At 42.9% G+C, this 20756-nt stretch carries 18 protein-coding genes; 6 read left to right on the top strand and 12 right to left on the bottom strand.

From position 1 onward, the window contains the following. Positions 1 to 70: 70 nt before the first annotated feature. A complete protein-coding gene (locus tag DQQ10_RS05115) occupies positions 71 to 949 on the bottom strand; it encodes a DMT family transporter (protein ID WP_112745681.1) in 879 nt (292 codons plus the stop codon). A gap of 92 nt (positions 950 to 1041) precedes the next feature. Next, positions 1042 to 2028 carry a tRNA dihydrouridine synthase DusB gene (gene dusB / locus DQQ10_RS05110; RefSeq protein WP_112745680.1) on the bottom strand — a complete coding sequence of 329 codons (987 nt, stop codon included), beginning with the start codon at positions 2026 to 2028 and terminating at the stop codon, positions 1042 to 1044. A 67-nt stretch (positions 2029 to 2095) separates the two neighbouring features. Here dusB and DQQ10_RS05105 point away from each other — a divergent pair, with 67 nt between their 5' ends. The 4 genes from DQQ10_RS05105 (at position 2096) to DQQ10_RS05090 (ending at position 7232) form a co-directional block, all read left to right on the top strand. Then, positions 2096 to 3049, top strand: coding sequence for a CPBP family intramembrane glutamic endopeptidase (locus DQQ10_RS05105; RefSeq protein ID WP_112745679.1), 954 nt, complete (start codon positions 2096 to 2098; stop codon positions 3047 to 3049). Positions 3050 to 3107: 58 nt separating this feature from the next. Continuing rightward, the gene (locus DQQ10_RS05100) at positions 3108 to 3938 is read left to right on the top strand and encodes a phosphatidate cytidylyltransferase (RefSeq protein ID WP_112745678.1); all 831 of its coding nucleotides are present in this window, start codon (positions 3108 to 3110) and stop codon (positions 3936 to 3938) included. A gap of 17 nt (positions 3939 to 3955) precedes the next feature. Continuing rightward, positions 3956 to 4582 carry a WbqC family protein gene (locus DQQ10_RS05095; RefSeq protein ID WP_112745677.1) on the top strand — a complete coding sequence of 209 codons (627 nt, stop codon included), beginning with the start codon at positions 3956 to 3958 and terminating at the stop codon, positions 4580 to 4582. Between the two features lie 109 nt (positions 4583 to 4691). After that, a complete protein-coding gene (locus DQQ10_RS05090; protein ID WP_112745676.1) occupies positions 4692 to 7232 on the top strand; it encodes an ATP-dependent Clp protease ATP-binding subunit in 2541 nt (846 codons plus the stop codon). A 100-nt stretch (positions 7233 to 7332) separates the two neighbouring features. On the opposite strand, the gene DQQ10_RS05085 is transcribed toward DQQ10_RS05090, so the two are convergent. Further along, positions 7333 to 9894 carry a phosphoenolpyruvate carboxylase gene (locus tag DQQ10_RS05085; protein WP_112745675.1) on the bottom strand — a complete coding sequence of 854 codons (2562 nt, stop codon included), beginning with the start codon at positions 9892 to 9894 and terminating at the stop codon, positions 7333 to 7335. Between the two features lie 172 nt (positions 9895 to 10066). After that, positions 10067 to 10483 carry a DUF1573 domain-containing protein gene (locus DQQ10_RS05080; RefSeq protein ID WP_112745674.1) on the bottom strand — a complete coding sequence of 139 codons (417 nt, stop codon included), beginning with the start codon at positions 10481 to 10483 and terminating at the stop codon, positions 10067 to 10069. Between the two features lie 154 nt (positions 10484 to 10637). Here DQQ10_RS05080 and DQQ10_RS05075 point away from each other — a divergent pair, with 154 nt between their 5' ends. Beyond that, complete coding sequence (locus tag DQQ10_RS05075; RefSeq protein ID WP_112745673.1) at positions 10638 to 11903, top strand: sensor histidine kinase; 1266 nt, start codon at positions 10638 to 10640, stop codon at positions 11901 to 11903. An 11-nt stretch (positions 11904 to 11914) separates the two neighbouring features. Further along, complete coding sequence (locus tag DQQ10_RS05070) at positions 11915 to 12643, top strand: response regulator transcription factor (protein WP_245970281.1); 729 nt, start codon at positions 11915 to 11917, stop codon at positions 12641 to 12643. A gap of 2 nt (positions 12644 to 12645) precedes the next feature. On the opposite strand, the gene DQQ10_RS05065 is transcribed toward DQQ10_RS05070, so the two are convergent. The 8 genes from DQQ10_RS05065 to DQQ10_RS28280 are packed head-to-tail and all read right to left on the bottom strand — an operon-like array spanning position 12646 to position 20718. Continuing rightward, on the bottom strand, positions 12646 to 13614 hold the full coding sequence (locus DQQ10_RS05065) for an AAA family ATPase (RefSeq protein WP_112745672.1): 969 nt from the start codon (positions 13612 to 13614) through the stop codon (positions 12646 to 12648). 3 nt (positions 13615 to 13617) lie between these two features. Further along, complete coding sequence (locus DQQ10_RS05060; RefSeq protein WP_112745782.1) at positions 13618 to 14961, bottom strand: peptidylprolyl isomerase; 1344 nt, start codon at positions 14959 to 14961, stop codon at positions 13618 to 13620. Between the two features lie 11 nt (positions 14962 to 14972). Next, the gene (locus tag DQQ10_RS05055; RefSeq protein ID WP_245970280.1) at positions 14973 to 15899 is read right to left on the bottom strand and encodes a peptidyl-prolyl cis-trans isomerase; all 927 of its coding nucleotides are present in this window, start codon (positions 15897 to 15899) and stop codon (positions 14973 to 14975) included. Then, positions 15856 to 17820, bottom strand: coding sequence for a peptidylprolyl isomerase (locus DQQ10_RS05050; protein WP_112745671.1), 1965 nt, complete (start codon positions 17818 to 17820; stop codon positions 15856 to 15858). The genes DQQ10_RS05055 and DQQ10_RS05050 overlap by 44 nt, the downstream gene beginning before the upstream one ends. A gap of 26 nt (positions 17821 to 17846) precedes the next feature. Further along, positions 17847 to 18266 (bottom strand): ATP-binding protein, encoded by a 420-nt coding sequence (locus tag DQQ10_RS05045; RefSeq protein WP_112745670.1) that lies wholly within the window; start codon positions 18264 to 18266, stop codon positions 17847 to 17849. Continuing rightward, positions 18263 to 18601 carry an STAS domain-containing protein gene (locus tag DQQ10_RS05040; RefSeq protein WP_112745669.1) on the bottom strand — a complete coding sequence of 113 codons (339 nt, stop codon included), beginning with the start codon at positions 18599 to 18601 and terminating at the stop codon, positions 18263 to 18265. Before DQQ10_RS05040 ends, DQQ10_RS05045 begins: the two co-directional genes overlap by 4 nt. A gap of 55 nt (positions 18602 to 18656) precedes the next feature. Next, positions 18657 to 18932, bottom strand: coding sequence for a PP2C family protein-serine/threonine phosphatase (locus DQQ10_RS28285; RefSeq protein ID WP_262511760.1), 276 nt, complete (start codon positions 18930 to 18932; stop codon positions 18657 to 18659). Between the two features lie 22 nt (positions 18933 to 18954). After that, positions 18955 to 20718: a SpoIIE family protein phosphatase gene (locus DQQ10_RS28280; protein ID WP_112745667.1), complete on the bottom strand. Its 1764-nt coding sequence runs from the start codon at positions 20716 to 20718 to the stop codon at positions 18955 to 18957. Positions 20719 to 20756 lie beyond the last annotated feature (38 nt).

Below are 20756 nucleotides of genomic sequence, written 5' to 3'. Positions count from 1 at the left end.
ACACAAATGTTTTGCATTAAGAAAGGGACGCCGATATTGGTGTCCCTTTCCTTTATCGACGGTCTGGATATTACTTTCTATTCGCTAAGTATACACCACCGATAATGGCAACCATTCCAATATAGTGTCCGACCTCTAACGTCTCACCGTATATCAATCCCCACATCACGGCAACAATTGGTAAAGTATAAGTAACAGAACTTGCAAAAAGCGGCGTACTCATTTTCACCAGTTTATTAAAGAGTACTGTTGCTACCGCCGTACTCATACATCCCAAGATGACGACAAATCCAAATGACGCCCACGCACCATCTTGTGTTGTTAATCTTGGCACGAAGTCGGTAAATCCAAAAAGATAAATCGCAGCAGGAACGCCGATCAACATAACAGATACACTTGTAATGGTTACAGCATTAAGATCCGGAATATTAAACTTCACAAAGTTCACGTTCGAAGCATAACAAAACGTTGCTGCCACAATTAAGAGAGCGAAGGAGTTGAAGCCTGTAACTTCACCATTCGCTTGCGATAAACTCAATAGCACTGTTCCAGCAAAACCCAGCACGATGCCAACGATAGCAATGGACTTAAATCGCTGTTTGAATAAAATTGCACTGATCAATACCGTGAAGATCGGCGTCAGGGTATTCATGATTCCTGTTACTGAACTCGATAATTGGGTTTCAGCGATAGCAAAAAGAAATGCTGGAATAAAAATTCCAATCATACCGGTCACAAACAACTTCCAATAATGATGAGATTGAATTTCCTTTAGTTTTCCAATCGCAATTGGGAGTAAGAACACAGCAGCAGACACAACGCGTAATGCGCCGACTTGGTCTGGTGGAAAGCTGCGCAGCCCCAGCATAATGAGAATAAAAGACGTTCCCCAAATAAAGGTCAGTGTAATGAACAGCGTGATTGCTGATCCGCGAGTGTTTTCAGACATAGATAGGTTAATGAAAATTGAATGAACGCGACAAAGAAACAAAGGTTCTTCATCGCTTAGAAAAAACGAACCTGATTGTTGCTAAAAAAGTTCTAGACCGGAACTGAGTAGTGTTCAATGATCTGATCCATCACCGCGAGTACGTCCGCTTCTGTAGGCGCTTCTACCAGCTGCATGCGGAACGGTTTAAAATCGGCAATCCCTTTGAAATAGTTCGCGTAGTGCCGGCGCATTTCAAAAATGCCAAGCTTCGGTCCCTTCCAGCGTATTGAAAATTCCAAATGCTTACGCGTAGCTTTCACTCTATCGGCCATTTCTGGAGGCGCGAGTTTTTCACCGTGCTTGAAAAAATGTTTGATCTCGTTAAAAATCCATGGATAGCCTATCGCTGCGCGGCCAATCATCATTCCATCAACGCCATAGCGATTTTTATATTCCAATGCTTTTTCCGGCGAATCGATATCGCCATTGCCAAAAATTGGAATGCGCATCCTGGGATTTTCTTTGATCTGTGCAATCAACGACCAATCCGCCTCTCCTTTATACATCTGCACACGCGTTCTCCCATGAACTGTCAATGCTTGGATACCGATATCTTGTAATCGCTCTGCAACCTCTACGATATTTTTTGTTTTGTCGTCCCAGCCGAGTCGAGTTTTTACTGTAACCGGCAGCGACGTGCACTTCACGATCTCTTCCGTCATCTTCACCATCTTTGGAATATCTTGAAGAAGCGCGGCACCAGCACCGCGACAGGCCACAGCTTTTACTGGGCAACCATAATTGATGTCGATCAAATCAGGATTGACTTCCGAAGCAATTTTTGCGGATTCGACCATGTTCCCGATATCACCACCAAACAACTGGATGCCTATGGGGCGCTCATATTCGAAAATATCCAACTTCTGACGGCTTTTCGCAGCATCGCGAATTAGGCCCTCCGATGAAATAAATTCTGTGTACATCAAATCGGCACCACCATCCTTGCAAACTGCACGAAAAGGCGGATCGCTCACATCCTCCATGGGTGCAAGCAACAAAGGAAAGTCTCCGAGCGCTATTTGACCGATTTTCACCATATTAGCCCGCAAATTTAACCAGTAATTCATAAACCTGGATCACTGAACGAAAACATAACTTACATCTGTGGAAACTACGCGGCGTCCTTTTCATCCTGTCCTCAATATTTTACTGCTTTTTGCCTTCGCTTTTGCCGGGCAACTGATTGGATTTTTTCTCGGACTTTATCTTGCTGCCCCATTCTTTGACGGCTCCATGGATGAGCTTCAGAAGCTGGCATTTTCTGGAAACACGGAGAAACGCATGTGGCTGCCGCTGATGATTGTGCAAGGATGCGCGGCAATATTCGGATTTATTATTCTCCCTATAGTCCTAATGAGAACGCGCTTCTCGATCAATTCACTTTGGTTCAGGAAGAAAATTTTACCGACAACGCTTGCCCTTGTAGTGTTGATTGTTTTGAGTTTTATGGTGGTCGATTCCGTTATCGCCGTATGGAACAAGAACATTGATTTTCCTTCGTGGATGGATGGATTTGAATCGTGGGCTAAAGAATTAGAGGATAGCCAGGCTAAAACATCAATGTTCCTTACGCAATTCGATGACGTTAGCGCACTGCTGATCGGATTGATTGTAGTAGCCCTCATTCCAGGCATTGGAGAAGAAGTTCTTTTCCGTGGATTCCTTCAAAATGAATTCTATCGTGGTACAAAAAACATTCACGTTGCAATATGGCTTTCGGCATTCTTGTTTAGTGCTATCCATTTTCAATTTTTTGGATTTGTACCACGTCTTCTGCTCGGCGCCCTCTTTGGATATCTCTATCATTGGTCGGGATCTATTTGGACGCCGATCGTTGCCCACTTTGTAAATAACGGTGTGATCGTGATCGCGATCTATGTATATCAACACGGAAATCTCGCTGTAGATCCCAATGCAGAAACCGCGGCGCCATGGGCTGCCGTTGCAGGTGCTGCAATAATTTTCGTGTTATTACTCGTTTACTTTAAGAAGCTCACGGATGCGCAACCGCTCATCAATGAAAATTCAGACACGAATCCATCGCCCTCGATCGATTGAATTTTAGAGTTCAAGAAAATTAGAACATATTAGCGCGCAATTCTAACGTACAGAACAAGTGACGGGCCAGATCTCAAAATATAACAACCTTACGCAACGCATTATTACGGGCCTTCTGGGTTCTGCAGGGATCATCGCCGGTGTTTACTTTAGCGATTGGACTTACTTCGCCGTGTTCCTCATCATCGTCTTCTTTGGACTGCTAGAATTTTACAAACTCGCAGGGCTTGATGGATTGGTTCCGCAAAAATCCCTCGGCGTATTGATCGGCGTGCTGGTGTATGTAGGTTCGTTCCTGATTGAAAAGGGAATCCTATTGAACAAGTATTACATTCTCATATTCCCGCTGATGTCGTGTGTTTACATGATCAAGCTGTACAAAAAATTTGAGCGTAAACCATTTACTAACATAGCGTTTACATTCTTGGGAGTTTTCTACGTTGCCGTTCCTTTTGCGTTGATGAATATCGCGGCATTTGACAACGGTAACTATAACTATGAAATCATTTGGGGATGCCTGTTCATCTTATGGGCTAGCGACACAGGCGCATACTTTGCAGGTACATACTTGGGGAAACGAAAATTGTTTGAGCGCATCTCTCCAAAAAAATCTTGGGAAGGATTTATCGGCGGAGCGCTACTGGCTCTTGCTTTTGCGTATGGCCTCGCGCAATTCTTTCACACGCTGTCATTGGCGCAATGGCTCATTATCGGTGTCATCATTATTGTTGGCGGAACTTTCGGCGATTTAGTAGAATCGTTATTGAAACGCAGTATCGAGATCAAAGATTCTGGCTCGAGCTTGCCAGGTCATGGAGGTTTTCTTGATCGCTTCGATGGGCTGCTGATTTCTGCTCCCTTCATCGTAGCATACCTAGAAATTTTCTAACGACAATAAGTTCGTTCATGCACGCAGTTTTAATAGAAGCGCACTATCTTCCTTCGATCGCATACTTCTCAGCCATCAGCCAAGCTGAGAAAATCGTTGTTGAACGTCATGAACATTACATTAAGCAGAGCTATCGCAACCGATGTTACATCAAGACAACTTTCGGGCGTCAGCATTTGATTATTCCATTGACTTCGAAACATGGTAAACCAATGATCGATGAAGTCTTGATCGATTATCAGCAGAAGTGGTTGAATAATCATTGGAGAACCATACGATCAGCTTACGCAAATGCGCCATTCTTCGAATATTACGCAGACGATCTTGAAAAAGTGCTTTTTAAAAAGCCCGCCCGCCTTTACGATCTAAACGTTGAATTGCTGTCATTGTGTCTCAAGTGGCTCAAATGGAAAATCCCAGTTGTAGAAAGTTTGTCGTATGAAAAGGATCCGATCGATCTAAAAGACCTTCGCTCAGTTGTAAATCCTAAGAAAACTGGCCTTTTGGCCGAATTCTTTACACCAGTCCCCTACACGCAAGTTTTTGGCGCTACCTTTGAAGAGAACCTGAGCATTGTCGACCTAATATTTTGTGTGGGTCCATCAGCCGCAGGGGTTGTGCTCGATTCCACTTTGGAAAAATGAACAAATGCATAGAAAGCTGCGTTTCTATTCCAATTAAATGTTTCTGGGTTCGATAGTATAGAACTCACAAAAAATTTTACATTTACATTAATCATTTCACCTATTTTTTATGGAAGCTAAATTCTCCAACCGGGTAAAAGAAGTTATATCACTGAGCCGGGAAGAAGCATTGCGTTTGGGGCATGATTACATTGGCACAGAGCATCTCATTCTTGGTATGATCCGGGAAGGTGAAGGCGTTGCCGTTGGCGTGCTGAAGAAGTTGGGTGTACCACTGGATGAACTCCGAAACGAAATCGAAAAGATATCCAAGGGAACTGCTACACATCAGATAAAAAATCTGGCTAACATTCCATTAACAAAGGCCTCTGAAAAAGTTTTGAAGATCACGTATCTCGAAGCTAAAATCTTCAAAGCTCAGCTGATCGGTACAGAGCACTTGTTGCTCTCCATCCTTCGCGATCATGACAATCTTGGCACCCAAATTTTAAACAAGTTTGACGTTAACTACGAGACTGTAAAAGAAATGCTCGAATACCAAAACGAAGGACCAATGGCTTCTCAAGACACTGACGATCCGGATGATGATTCATCGAAGATCTTCGGTGGTGGCGCACAAGGCGGCGCTGGCAAAGAGAAAAAAGGAACTGAAAAATCTAGAACACCGGTTCTCGATAATTTCGGACGCGATCTTACCCGCTTAGCGGAAGACAATAAGCTCGACCCTATCGTAGGACGCGAAAAAGAAATTGAACGCGTTGCGCAGATTCTTTCAAGACGAAAGAAGAACAATCCAATTCTTATCGGCGAACCTGGCGTTGGTAAAACAGCTATCGCAGAAGGCCTTGCTTTAAGAATCATTCAGAAAAAAGTATCGCGTGTACTTTTCGGAAAACGTGTTGTTACGCTTGATCTTGCTTCTCTTGTTGCCGGTACGAAATACCGTGGTCAATTTGAAGAACGAATGAAAGCCGTGATGAACGAGTTGGAAAAATCTCCTGATGTTATCCTCTTCATCGACGAATTGCATACGATCGTCGGCGCAGGTGGTGCATCCGGATCCCTCGATGCTTCTAACATGTTTAAACCGGCCCTCGCCCGCGGCGAAATCCAATGCATTGGCGCAACGACACTCGACGAATATCGTCAGTACATCGAAAAAGATGGTGCCTTGGCAAGACGTTTCCAAATGGTAATGGTTGATTCAACCACGCCTGAAGAAACTGTTCAGATCCTTGAGAACATCAAAGAAAAATATGAAGATCACCACCATGTGATCTACACGAAAGAAGCCATCGAAGCTTGCGTTAAACTTTCTGACCGCTACATCAGCGACAGGTATTTACCAGACAAAGCTATCGATGTTTTAGATGAGGCTGGCGCACGCGTTCACATCAACAACATTCACGTACCCGAAGAAATCGTGAAGTTCGAAGAAGCGATCGAAGACGTGAAGAAAGAAAAGAACCGTGTCGTTAAGAGCCAGAAATACGAAGAAGCAGCACAGTTGAGAGATCGTGAGAAAAAACTCATCGAACAACTTGAGCTTGCGAAAACGAAATGGGAAGAGAAGACTCGTACCGAGAAATATACCGTTAATGAGGATAACGTTGCTGACGTAATCGCCATGATGACGGGCATTCCAACGAAACGTATCGCACAAAAAGAAAGCAACAAGCTTCTTAACATGGGCGAAGAGTTGAGTGGAAAAGTAATCGGACAAGAAGAAGCGATTAAAAAGTTGGTGAAAGCTATTCAACGCACACGCGTTGGCTTGAAAGATCCTAAAAAACCAATCGGCTCGTTCATCTTCCTCGGTCCTACTGGTGTTGGTAAAACAGAATTAGCGAAAGTTCTCGCTACTTACCTCTTCGATAAAGAAGACTCGTTAGTGCGTATCGACATGAGTGAATACATGGAGAAATTCTCTGTATCACGTCTGGTGGGAGCGCCTCCAGGATACGTCGGTTATGAAGAGGGTGGTCAGCTCACCGAAAAAGTAAGACGTAAGCCTTACTCTGTTGTACTGCTTGATGAGATTGAGAAAGCTCATCCTGATGTTTTCAATATTCTTCTGCAAGTACTTGACGATGGTATTCTCACTGATGGACTAGGTCGCCGTGTTGATTTTAGAAATACAATCATCATCATGACTTCTAACATTGGTGTGCGTGACTTGAAAGATTTCGGAACTGGAATTGGTTTTGCAACGGCCGCGAAACGTGAATCGGAAGAAGAGCATATGAAGCTCACGATTCAAAATGCATTGAAGCGTGCATTCAGTCCTGAATTCTTAAACCGTCTAGATGACGTGATTGTATTCAACTCATTGCAGCGCGAACACATTCACAAAATCATCGACATCACGCTTAAGAAACTTTTCGATCGAATCACACAACTTGGATACACCGTTGAGCTCACTGATAAAGCGAAGGATTTCCTCGCCGATAAAGGATACGACCAACAATTTGGTGCACGTCCTTTGAACAGAGCCATCCAGAAGTATCTTGAAGATCCGGTGGCAGAAGAAATTCTGAAAGGTGAAGTAGAAGAGGGCGGAACCATCATGGCAGACCACGATGCAAAAGCAGATCTTCTTACGATTAAGAGTAAGAAAGCGAAGACATCTTCCAAAGAGAAAAAAGAGTAATTGCATTCCATGCAAAAACAAAAGGCTCATCGATATTGATGAGCCTTTTTATTTTAGGTCAAATAGCGCAGGCTATTGAAATGACCTAGTATTGATTAAGTTAAGCACTGTTACGAGCAGCGTTAATAATTCCGAACATGCAACGTACAACCAATGTACGGTACTGCTGCTCCTGAGCTTTGTCAGCTGCCGTCATCTCGCGCAGTTGTTGTAATGCAAATTGTTGGATCGTGATCAACGGTAGCACTATACGCTCTCTAAGTTTCACAGAATCCCTATTTACTGGCGTATTCTCCATGAGTTCATTCAAGCCAGACACTTCAAGAATCATGGAAGTAGATAATTTGTATTCGCTGTGCATCTTCTTCCAGAACTCACCAAACTCTTTGTCTTTCTGCAAATATGCTGTCGCCGGGTAGTAGCACTTCGTAAGCGACATCATACTATTGCTCAATAGTGTTCGGAAGAATAATGACTCTTTGAACAACGTCTTAAGCTCACGCATCTTGCCTTGCCGCTTCAACTCACGAATGGCAGATCCTACACCATAAAATCCGGGGATATTTTGTTTCATCTGCGCCCATGATCCTACGAAAGGAATAGCACGCAAGTCTTCAAACTTCAAACTACCAGAACTTCTTTTCACTGGACGTGATCCAATATTGGAATCACCAAAGAAAGCCAGCGGTGTAATCTTCTCGAGGTATGGTACAAACTTTGGATCTTTCTTCAGATCTAAGTAAGCCTTGTGACCTTCCTCTGCCAATGAATCTAGCAACGCTTTTTCTTTCTCAGAGAGTGTATTCGTTGTCTTGAACACATCGTTCTCGATACCGGCTGACAACAATTGTTCAAGGTTATATCCACAAGAAACTGGCTTGCCGAAATTAGAGCTGATGGTTTGACCTTGAACTGTAATTTGTACTTCTTTATCCTCGATCGTATCGCCTAATGACGCGTAGAAGTCGTGCGTATTTCCACCTCCACGTGCCGGCGGACCTCCCCTACCATCGAAGAACACGGCAGTAAACCCTTGCTCTCTTGCGATGCGTGTGAGATTCTCTTTTGCAGTGTAGATCGACCAATTCGCACGCAGATAACCCCCATCTTTCGTGCCATCCGAGAAACCTAACATAATCGTCTGTTTCTTGCCGCGATGCTCTAGGTGCGCACGATATTCCGGAATGCCGTACAACGATGTCATTACGGTTGGTGCATTGGCAAGATCTTCGATCGTCTCAAACAACGGAACAATGTCCAGGTTGAGATCTTCATCTTTACCAAGTACAAGTTTCGCTAGCTTAAACACGCGGATCACGTCGAGCGCTGACTGACAGTTACTGATGACGTAACGATGACAACCTTCAACACCATTTTGCGCCTGAATCTGCCCGATAACGTCAATACTTTCGATAAGCTCTGGAATAAAAGGATCATCGAACTTAAGCGATGCCGGTTTGAAATTTAATGACAACAACGTGTCGATTTTTTCGCTTTCAGATAGCGTATCGAAATTTTTTAACTTTTTATTTTTCGATTTAAGTTTATCGATACACGCTTCCCAGACATAGGCATGTTTACGACTATCCTGGCGAATGTCCATGCTGGCGAAATAGAATCCAAAGATTTTTACTTTCAGAATAAAATCATCGAGCAAATGAAGGAATAAATTGTTGTGTCTGCTCACCAGTACATCACGTGCTTCGAATAGATCGTTCAACAATTCATCTGGATGTTTATAGATCTCTCCGAATCCACCGTAAGCACTCGGATACACTTTGCGTTCTGCACGCGCTATAATTTCTTCGACACCCTTGAATGTTAAACGACGTTTCAGGAATCTTAGATCTCGATGATAACAGCGCAACAATGTTTCTTGAAGGCGTTGTGCAACTTTGATTGTGATCTCGTGTGTAACAAAAGGATTTCCGTCGCGGTCGCCCCCTGGCCAAAAACCAATTTTTATCAAGTCAAAATTTTGCCACTCTTCCAGCTTCACGTTCAAACCAGTCATTAGTTTTTTAATGATATCTGGAATAACCTGATAAAAAACATGTTCTAAGAACCAGGACAAACTTACGGCTTCGTCAAAGGGAGATGGTTTTTGTTTATTGATGAAAGCCGTCTTTCCGAGTTGTCGAAGTAAGAGGTTTATACTTTCAACGTTTCCACCTCTAATTTCCTGTTCAAGGTCGTTGATGATCACCAAAACATTTCCAGGATAGAATTGCGTTGGGTGAGCGGTGAGAACGATTCGAACGCTAAATTCGTCGAGCTTCTTTTTAAGTTCTTCAAGCACGCCTTCTTCGGTTGCACGCAACATCAAAGCAGACACCGTGCCGCGCCCATTCATATCGTTGATGTCTTCGAAGGCTGAATCCTCGATCGAATCAAACAAAACTACCTGACGTTCTACGTATTGAATAAATCCGAAAAGCAAGTTGATTTGCTCCTCGCGTGTTGCCTGAGGGGTGAAATCAGCAAAAAACTTCTTGATTATAGTTTTAGGGTCCTTACCCTTTTCAAAGCCAGTTTCACAAGATTGTTGTAAAAGAGGGAGAAACGTCCCTGTCCGGTAAATACCGGTGTAGGGAAGGTTAAGAAAGAGACTGTTGTACATGTGGTATCGCGTAGATACAGTCTCATTGAAGTTGCTTGCCATGCGTATAATTGAAAACTACCAAAGTTATCAAATACTGTCATGACCTTTGCCGGCTGACTGGGATTTGAAGATTTTCTTTCCGAAAACGTTTACGGGATTAGAAAAGAAGAAGCACATACCACACAGGCGGACCTAATATGATATGTGCTCAATATCTATCTGAAAGCAGAATTTATTGGATCACTTCGCCTTTGAAGGTGAGGATCACGTTGCCTTCTGCAGTGTTAGCCGTTACGGTTACAGTCTTCGTGAAAGAACCAACATTTGCGGCATTGTAAGTAGCCTTAACGAAGCCTTCAGCCCCTGGCGCAATTGGTTCCTTGGTATAATCTGCCACTGTGCAACCGCAAGATGCTCTCACAGATGAAATTACCAACGGAATACTTCCAGTGTTCTTAAATTTGAATTCATGGGACACAGGTGCATTGTGTTTTATTTTCCCAAAATCATATGTAGTTGCTACCCATGCAAAAACTGCGTTATCGGCAGCGAAAGAGGGAACAGCAGAAGATTTGGCTGAAGCTACTTGCTGTGCAACGGCCGGAAGCGCGATGGCAGCCACAAAAAGTGCTAGAATAATTTTTTTCATGGTTGAAATTTAAAAGTTAAACAATGTACAAAATCGATCGATCTGCAACAAAGTTCCGTAAAGATCGGAAATGGGACTGTTAATAAAATTCTAAAATTTGTTAAAGACTTGTTAATGTAATAGTTAACGCAATTTCTTACCGTAATTTTATCGTGTGAAAAACTCAACGATACGCCTTATTGTCATTCTTGCTACCCTTTCGATCGTGGGCATTACCATTATCCAGGTGTATTGGATTCGCAAAGCTTTCAACATGAAAGAAGATGAGTTTCAGCGTACAGTAACTGCTGCTCTCTACAACGTCGCCCAAGAAGTTTACGACATCAACAAGACCCCAGCGCCTGCTAACAATCCGGTGAAACAACTTTCCACAAACTACTACGTCGTTGAGGTCAACCATCAATTAGACTTTAGCCTTCTTGAATTTCTATTACGCACAGAGTTTGAAAAGCGAAATATTGTGATGGACTTTGAGTACGGTGTTTACGATTGCTCAAGCAAATGTATGTTGTATGGAAATTATGTGCCTCTTCAAACTTCGAAAAGCAAACTCACAAACCGAACGCTTCCAGAATGGGGCAACCAAGGGTATTACTTCGGTGTACAGTTTCCCAACCGTGCAGGTCATCTCATTAACCAAATGGGTATTTGGTCGTTCTCTTCTATAGTCCTCTTGCTGGTTATTGCATTCTTTGCGTATACGCTATTCGTTATCCTCAAGCAAAAACGTCTATCTGAAATTCAGAAAGATTTTATCAACAACATGACGCATGAGTTCAAGACGCCTATCGCTACCATCGCCGTGTCTACTGAAGTGTTAAAAAATCCGGACATCGTTCATCAACCCGAGCGGTTGATGAATTATACATCGATCATCGAAAAAGAGAATACACGGCTGAAGCAACAAGTCGAGCGCGTTTTACAAATGGCGCGACTTGATAAAGAAGATCTTGGAATGAAACGTGAGTCCAGCGACATCCATCAATTGATACAAGATGCTGTACGTAACACGTGGATGGCAATTACTGAGAAGCAAGGCAAAATTGAAGTTGCGCTCGATGCTTCACGGTCTGAAATACAGGCAGACAAATTACACTTGACGAATGTGTTTAACAACCTTCTCGACAATGCCATCAAATATTGTCGCGAGAATCCGTTCATCAAGATCAATACAGAGAACACGCGAAAAGGCATCCTCATTGAATTTATTGACAATGGCATCGGTATCAGTCAAGAAAATCAAAAAAGAATATTTCAAAAATTCTTCCGTGTGCCTACCGGAAATGTGCACGACGTAAAAGGATTTGGGCTTGGATTGAGTTATGCAAAAACAATTGTGATGGCTCACGGCGGAGACATCTCTGTTAAAAGTGAAATTGGGAAAGGCAGTAGCTTCAGCATTTTTATTCCACTAGATTAGCATCTGTAGATATGAATTCACTCACAATCGATTCTATCAATAAATCCGTTTCGGTGATGTCAAAAAAAATTCTTTTGGTTGAAGATGATCCCAGCTTGGCGTTTGTCATTGCTGATAACTTACGCATCAAAGGTTATGATGTCACCCTTTGTACAGATGGAGAAGCCGGTGAAAGTAGCTTTCTAAAAAATTCTTTTAACCTCTGCATCTTTGATGTCATGCTTCCAAAAATGGACGGATTTACCCTTGCGCGTAATGTGAGAAGTCGAGATCAGAAAATACCAATCTTATTTCTTACGGCGAAAGCAATGATGGAGGATAAGCTTGAAGGATTTCAAACCGGTGCCGACGACTACATCACAAAGCCCTTCAGCCTAGACGAATTGTTCTGTCGCATTGAAGTCTTTTTAAGAAGAAGCCACGAGCAGGTAAAGGACGATTTAACGCAATTACCTCTCGGTAACTACATTTTTGACTACACCAATTTACGGCTACGACAGAACGCGACAGAAAAAACGCTCACGCAAAAAGAAGCTGATGTACTCAAACTTCTTTATGACAATCGTGATCGTGTGTTAAAGCGAGAAGAAATTCTAAAAAGTGTGTGGGGCGACGACGACTACTTTATGGGAAGAAGCATGGACGTGTTCATTTCAAAACTTCGGAAATACCTACGCGACGACACCAGTGTTCAAATTGTGAACTACCACGGTGTTGGGTTTCGCCTCGAGTGCCCGTAGGATTACTTCATCAGCTTCTCGACGATATCGTCTACACTGATTCCTTCGGCCTCTGCTTTAAAGTTTCTCACCAACCTATGACGTAACACGGGCTTTGCGATAGCTTGCACATCTTCAATATCTGGAGAGTACTTTCCACTGAGCAAGGCATTACACTTTGCACCAAGCACTAAAAACTGAGAAGCACGTGGACCTGCTCCCCATTCTAGATATTCATCGGCAATTTGACTAGTGCCGTTTATTCTTGGGCGTGTCTTATTGGCTAATGTCACAGCATATTCGATGACATTATCAGCAACAGGAACCTTCCTAACCAAGTGTTGGAAGTACGTGATCTGTTCACCAGTCAATACTTTATTTACCGTTCGATTTTCGTCGGAGGTTGTGTTCTTCACCACCATCACTTCATCTTTGAATGAAGGATAAGTCAGCAAAATATTAAACATAAACCGGTCCAACTGAGCTTCCGGTAGTGGGTATGTTCCTTCCTGTTCGATCGGGTTTTGGGTTGCTAAAACAAAAAACGGACGTGGAAGATCGTAGCGTTGCCCTGCAATGGTGACAGCGTATTCTTGCATTGATTCGAGAAGCGCTGCTTGCGTTTTCGGTGGTGTTCTGTTGATCTCGTCAGCTAAGACAATATTGGCGAACACTGGGCCTTTTACAAATTTAAAGTTGCGTTCGCGATCCATTGTTTCAGCACCGACGATATCTGACGGCATGAGGTCGGGCGTGAATTGAATGCGTTTGAATTGCAAATCCAGGGAAGTTGCGATAGTCTGCACCAAAAGGGTTTTTGCTAAACCTGGAACACCAACCAAGAGCGAATGACCTTGGCAAAAAATTCCGATCAGCACTTGCCGTACAACTTCCTCTTGCCCGAAGACAACTTTAGAAATTTCAGTTTTTAAATCTTTGTAGGCGGCCGCTAGTGCGTTGGCAGCTTCAACATCCGTGGAGAACTTTGTCATTTATCACTCGTCTAAAATGCCACAATAATTAAAAGAAGGATCTATGCTAATAAACACATCTTTCCTGGCATTTTGAAACCATCGTTGAATGATGGCGTCTTTTTTCTGTCGAAGGGCAGCATCTTGGATACGCGACCAGTCATCTTTTAGAGATGCTTCATGCGGCGCTGTACGCGACTTGTAGTATAATATACGAACGGCGTCTTTACCGTCTTCTGTTCTATAAACAACCGGCTCCGAAATATTACCAATCTTCATGGAGTCAATTCTAAAGAAAACCACTGGATCAAGTTCATCAACCATCAACTTCGTTCCACCGTTTCCATCTGTAAAGAACCCACCGTTGCCCTTGGTAGGCACATCATCCGAATACTCCTTTGCGGCATTTTGGAATTTAATACTGTCGAGTACAATGAGATTTCTAAGACTATCCAAATAACGTGTTGCCTTATTTAGATCATCTTCAGATGGTGTTGGTGAAATTAAGATGTGTCGTGAGTTATACTCGTTACCACGGCGCTCGATCAATTGCATGATGTGAATTCCAAACGATGTTTTGAACGGCATCGAGATTTCGTTCGGCTTCATCTTGAAGGCCATCGCTTCGTACTCAGGCACCATTCTACCGCGCCCTGCCCAGCCCATGTTACCGCCGTTTTGCACTACTGATGGGTCATCAGAATACTTTCTCGCCAGTGTTGCGAAATCTTCTCCAGCAAGAATTTTATTCCGAATGTCGATAAGCTCAGCTTTCGTTGCATTCTCTTGCTGAGGGCTTACCGATGCCACCTTCACAATTTGCGCAACTTCCACTGCGGCAGAAAAATACGGCAAGCTATCAATCTTGCTAAAGAATCGCTTCACTTCCGCGGGCGTTACTTTTACATCTTTGGTTATTTCGCCTTCCATTTTTCGAACGATCATCTGTTCACGAACTTGCTCGCGAATCTCCATTCGAATCTGCTCCATTGTTTTTCCATAGAGCTGCTCAAGCTCATCTACAGACCGACCTGATTGAGAAATGATCATGTTCATTCTATTAGCGGCATCATCATCTACCTCGGCGTCGGCAACTACAACCGAATCAATTTCCGCTTTTGCTAACATCAATTTATTTCTGATCAACATCACCAGATACTGACACTTCGCATTTTGAGAAGCGGTACCTCCGTTAGTCAAATAATCTTGATAGGCGCGTTCCTGGTCCGATTTCAATACGATGTAGTTATCGACTTTCGCAATAATTTCATCGACCACGAATCCTTGATTCTCCTGCGCACTTACGTTTTTAAAAACGGTCACAAGTGTAATCAGTGCCGCCAAACGAATTGCCTTTATATACTTCATAAAAATTACTTTCATTTTATAATCTCCACTGCCTCTTGCTCAACGCCCTGATTATAGACGTCATCTTCAAGTTTTTTGGCAAGTTCTACCTTACGTTTATTGAGGATAATATTTCTTATTTCGTCTCTTACAAATTCCAAAGGCGAAACGTTATCAGAAATACGATACTGCTCGACTTTAAAAAAGTATAGGAAGTTTTCATCTGAAGTTTCGTAGTAGGGACTCGTTTTCAAAAATTGAATTTTGTTGGGTATTTCAGCAAGTGGCGATCCCTGAACTAAATCATCAAATATCATCCATGTTGAATCAGCGATATGATAAGCCGACGAAAAACTAAGGCAATATGATTTTAACTCTTGCTTACTATTCTCGCGTGAACTCAACACAAGGTCCTTCACCTTATCAATTTTTGGTGCATTCTTCGGAACCTTCACAAAGGTGGCCTGTACGATATTCTGTTTGAGGATAAAATTATCGACGTGATCCTTGTAATAGTTTTGTATTTCGGTATCCGCGATTACCGTATCTAGATTCTGCTTGATGTAAAAATTCTGATACTCGTACGCAATGATGCTATAGCGGTAATCTAAGATCTTTCGTTCTACCTCCGCTTCGTTGATATCGATTTTTTTGGCAGCTTCTTGTATGAGCAACTGTTTCCTGATCCAGGCGTTCACATATGATTCCACACGTATCGTGCTATCCTCTGGCGTTATTCCGGTCGATACAATACCCACCAGTTCATCCCGATATAAGTAAGCTGAATTTACGCGTGCCACAGGCGTCCTGAACTCCTCTTGCTCGCCGCCTTTGCCTTTCAACAAATCGCAGCCCGTAAGGAGCGTCAAAGTGATGACGAAGATGCTACTAAAAACAATTCCGTTCTTTGGGACGTTATTTTTTAAGCTTCTGCAGAATGTGTTGCTTTCCTTTCTCATCGATTTTTACGGCATACTTCTTCTTGAGCTGTTCTACCCACGCTTTTTCTAGAAAGTTCTGATAATCAGAGATTACCGAAGGTCTAGCCTCTTCAAATGACATATTCCCGGCAGGTAGCACCGACTTTAGCCACGCAAGGTAATAGATTCCGTTGTTTTCTGCTGAATGCATTCCCGAAGACCATGGAATCTTCGATAAGATGGCCTTGTCATCTTTCTTATAGAACCCCGCTTCGTATTTGATTTGATTGTCTGTGATGGCCTTCTGAATGTCAGTTTCAGATCCTTGGGCCAGCACCGGCTTAATGGCATCCCACTTTACGGGAGCGTTGGCGCTGTAAATCGTTGCCTTCACCCGCTCACCAGCCTGGTAGTCCTGGCGGTGAGCCTCAAAATACTTCACTTGCCCCACCGAATCTTCGGACGCCTTATTCCAGACTTCATCTTCCATAATTTCAAAGAGCAATATTCCCTCGTAGTATTCCTTCAACAAATAGCCATAATCAGGGTTATTTGCCAAGGTCTTTTCTTCTTGCTTGTCAAGGATGCTTGCATCAACATAATTGTTGTACAGTTGCGCTAAATATTTTTGTGGCTCTTGGTTAGAAGGTCGCTGGGTAGATTGCGCATAAGACAAGAAATCTTGCACGCTATATTTCTTTTTCTCTATTGAGAACAGCACCGTTTTTGACGCTTTCGGAAAAGCCGGTGCTTTCCACTTTCCTTTAGCCAGGCTCGAATCCGCTAAAGCAAGCACCTTCGCCTTCACCCCGTGATCTTCTTTTAATTGTAGGTCTTTGCGGAGTTTTGCTTGTAATGCTTGCTTAGAAACCTGTGTTCGTTCGTCGCGCGCAACCTGGTTCTTTAAACTTGCCTTAAGATCTTCAAGCGACGCCAGTGGAATTTTGCGCTCGAGCTTCATGATATGCCAACCATATTGCGTCTGAAATGGGTCTGATAAATCGCCGGGCTCTTCAAGAGAAAATGCTACATTCTCAAATTCTGGAACATTGCGCATAACACCGATGCCAAACGGACGAAGCTTACCACCTGTATCTTTCGAACCAGGATCTTGTGAAAACTCTTTACAAAGCTCATCCCATGGCTCTCCCGCGCGTAGCTTATCATAAATATCGAATATCGTATTCTTTGCCTTCTCGTTGTCTTGATCAGCGCCGGTGCGAATCATAATGTGCGATACTTCTACTTCGCCCTGCGCTGGCCTCTTGTCAAATACTTTTAGAATGTGATATCCAAATTGTGTCTTTACAATCGGACTAACATCTCCCACTTTCGTTGTGTAGGCTGCATTTTCGAAAGGGTAGACCATTTGAAGCGCCGTGAAGTAGCCGAGACTTCCCTTGTTAACTTTCGCAGATTGATCTTCAGAAAAATTTAGCGCGAGTATTTCAAAATCCTCTCCCGCCAATACCTTCTTTCTGATGTCACTGATTTGATTGAATGCTTTTAGTGTATCCGCTGGTGCGGCATCCGGTTTTACTTTGATCAATATGTGAGAAGCTTTAACTTCTTGCTTCAAGCGCTCGTAAGTCATTTTAACCAAGCTATCCGTGAGCGATGCATCGGGCAGATAAGGTTTTCGAAGTTCTTCTTTGTACTGATTAAATTCCCTCTTGAAGGCTTGCGTGGTATCGAGTCCACGACGTTTAGCTTCTTCTACTTTAAGTTTAAAATTGACGAGTAGATCGAGGTATTCAAGAATTTTTTTCTCGGAGAAAGCTTCTGCATTACTCTGGGGATTTTTGCTGTAGAGATAAATAAATTCGGCAGTGGTTACCGGTTTATTATTGACGGAAAAAACATTGAGTGGTTTTTCCGTTGATTTTTTTTTCGTCGATTGGGCGACTCCAGAATTAATAACCGCACAACAAAATAGTGCGAGAACGACGGTTCTAATCATAGGTTTAAGTGGTTCGGGGATTGGTTCTAACTGAAGTGGACGGCTTTCGTCAAGCGGCAGATATTCTTACCGCCTCGATTCTGATATTCAATTTTATCCATGATTGATTTGACAAGTCTTATTCCCAGTCCTCCTTTACGTTTTTCGTGGATGATATTTCCGAGTGCAGGTTCGGCAAACTGGTTAATATCAAAAACGCTACCGTCGTCAATTATTTCAAAAACAACTGGATTATTTTTCTCGACTTGAATGTGTAGCTCGAAGAGTTCGTCGGGGTTACAATTGTGCGCGTGAATCATAAGATTGGAACACATTTCATCTAACGCCAATACGATTTCGCTCACCTCAAGATCTGAAACGCCGTGATTCTTGAGCGATACGCGAATGAAATCCCGAACGCCCTTCAGGTTTTCTATGCTACATCCTATTTTATAAACGTAATTCATGACGCCATCTCCTTAGCTTCTACTTTATCTTTTCCTATTTTCAACAGCTCATTCAACCCAAGTATACTGAAGGTGTTGGCAACCTTATCGTTCATACCAAAGAGCACCATTTTCACATTGCGATCTTTAAACTCTTCGATGTACGACATAAATACGCCTAATCCTGCGGATGAAATATAGTCGAGCGCGCTGCAGTCAATGAGGATTTTCGAATATCCTTCCCCCACACTCTTGGCAATTGCCAGATCCAGCTCGATAGAAGAGCTCGCGTCTATTTCACCAATTAGAATGATGACATCCGCACCGTCCTCCTGTATTCTCTTGATATGGATCATAGGTTTTTAACGTTGATTACTACTTTATGTTTATCCCTTTTATTTTCATGATTTCCTACTTGAACTTGACAATCATAGTCGTGTAGTCATCATTAATATTTTTAGTTCCCGAAAACTCATACAATTCATTGATCAAGTGATCTTGAAGTTCCCTTGGTCCCAAATTCTTCGATTGCGCAACGATAGACGCTAATTTTTCGTAGCCAAATTCTTCATTCCTGGTGTCCTTCGCTTCAGTAATGCCATCCGTATACAACACCATAATGTCACCCGAACGATATTCAAACTCATTTGTCTGAATAAAGTTCGCGTAGGTTTTATTTCGCACCATGCCCAAGGCAATACCTTTATCTTTAAAAATATTCTGTGGTGTTCTTCGCGCTGCAGTGATACAACACTGGGCAATGGCCTGCACGCGCATATCGAACTTTTTTTGTATTGGTATCTATGATGAAAAATGTGGCAGAAATAAAAGAGCCGCGCTCTAAGCAATATACCAGCGCCTGATTCGCACGTACCATGAACTCATGCGGGTCGATGTCGCTTTGCGCAAGACTGTGGAAAATCCCTTTCATCTGCGACATATGGAACGCTGCCGTTGTTCCCTTACCTGATACGTCGGCAATGATCAGTGATACCGTGTGATCATTGATGCGAATCGTATCGTAATAGTCGCCACCAACTTCATCCGCAGATTCCGAGAAAGCAGCAATATCAAAGTCGTCGTCCTTCTCCAGGACATCAGGCAAAAGACTTTTCTGAACCATCTTGGCGATCTTCAGTTCCTCTTTGTAACGTTCATTCTGAAGCGCCTCCTCCATCAGTCGGAAGTTCTCGATCGAAATACCAGCCTGATTCGCGAAGGTTGACACGATCTTTGTCATCTCCTTGTTAAAACCTTCCGGGAGTTCTTTCAGCAAGGCCAGCGTACCGATGTTCTCATTCTTCACGTAAATCGGAAACGCCAAGATCGACCGAAAACGGGAGCCTTTTAATGATGCTAAGTGTTTGGATAAATTCTTTGTCTTATCACTGCCTTGATCTAAGATTCCCCGAATATTATGTGTTTTCAGGTGATTGATAATGTCGTAAGATTCTTTGTCCGTGATCTTGTACGTGTGAAGTTTATACTCCAACTGCGATGCATTGATCTCGAGCCATGCCGCGTCCGCGAACACGGTACTGACTGATGTCTCCAAGAGAATTTTATAAACACTCTCCTCACTCTGCTCTGTCTGGATAGATTGGCTGATGCGCTGAAAGTTGACTACCTCTTCTAGTTTCTGCTCAAATACTGATGTAGTTGGAAGGTTGAATAAGATTACCAAGAATGAAAAGATGCTGTACACGGTAACAAACACCATAAGCGAAACAATGAATATGTGCGAGCTATAGTGCGTAAAAGACTTAGACATGTTACCAATGTCTTCTGTTAGCGAGTTGTTTGTATAAAAGATGTAGAGTAGGTAAAAAATTGTGAGTAAGAGCAACAACAAACTCGTCCATTTCTGACGGAAGTTCAGGTACGCTACCCATTTCATATTTCCTGAAAGGACCAGCCCGACTAACACAAACATTCCGAGCAAGGGTACATACAGCTGATCCAAAACATGGATTTTAAAGCTGTTCAGTATAAGTGAGAGTAAAAGGCCTATCTCAAAGAAGCTCCAAAGGCGCAGCAACCATTTTGATTTTTGATACAGGATCAGGCGTTTCCATGCGGTGAAGGCCATTAACAAAAAGCCAATCATCAACCCCAGGTTGATCATGTACTGCAAACCTTTGAAAACCACTAAAAAGCTTGTGTTGGGCTTTCCGATGACATGTTCTAATAGACGCAGCGCCAAAGAGATTACCGTCGCTACCAGGCCGGTCGCGAAGACACGCCAAAGCAGGTCCACAAAATTGAGGACGTCGTCGCGTTCTACTTTGAATTTGTAAAAGTAAAAGAGGGCGACAATGAACAGGTTAAGAATTACACCCGGAAGCCAGGATGGAATATCCGGCGTTAAATGGTTGGTGGAGCTGAAGAGAATAGAAATATCCGTAATAACTAAAGCCAGCCAGGTGATAACACCGACCGTAAATAGTAAACGGGTAATGGCTTTAGCTCTCAAAATGCTCGTTTTTCACAAAAAAAAAGGCCAATCCCACG

It is taken from the genome of Pseudochryseolinea flava (genome assembly GCF_003286915.1).
Classification (GTDB): Bacteria; Bacteroidota; Bacteroidia; order Cytophagales; family Cyclobacteriaceae; genus Ohtaekwangia; species Ohtaekwangia flava.
Note: the sequence above shows the minus strand (reverse complement) of the source record. Positions and strands in the feature narration are given on the sequence as shown.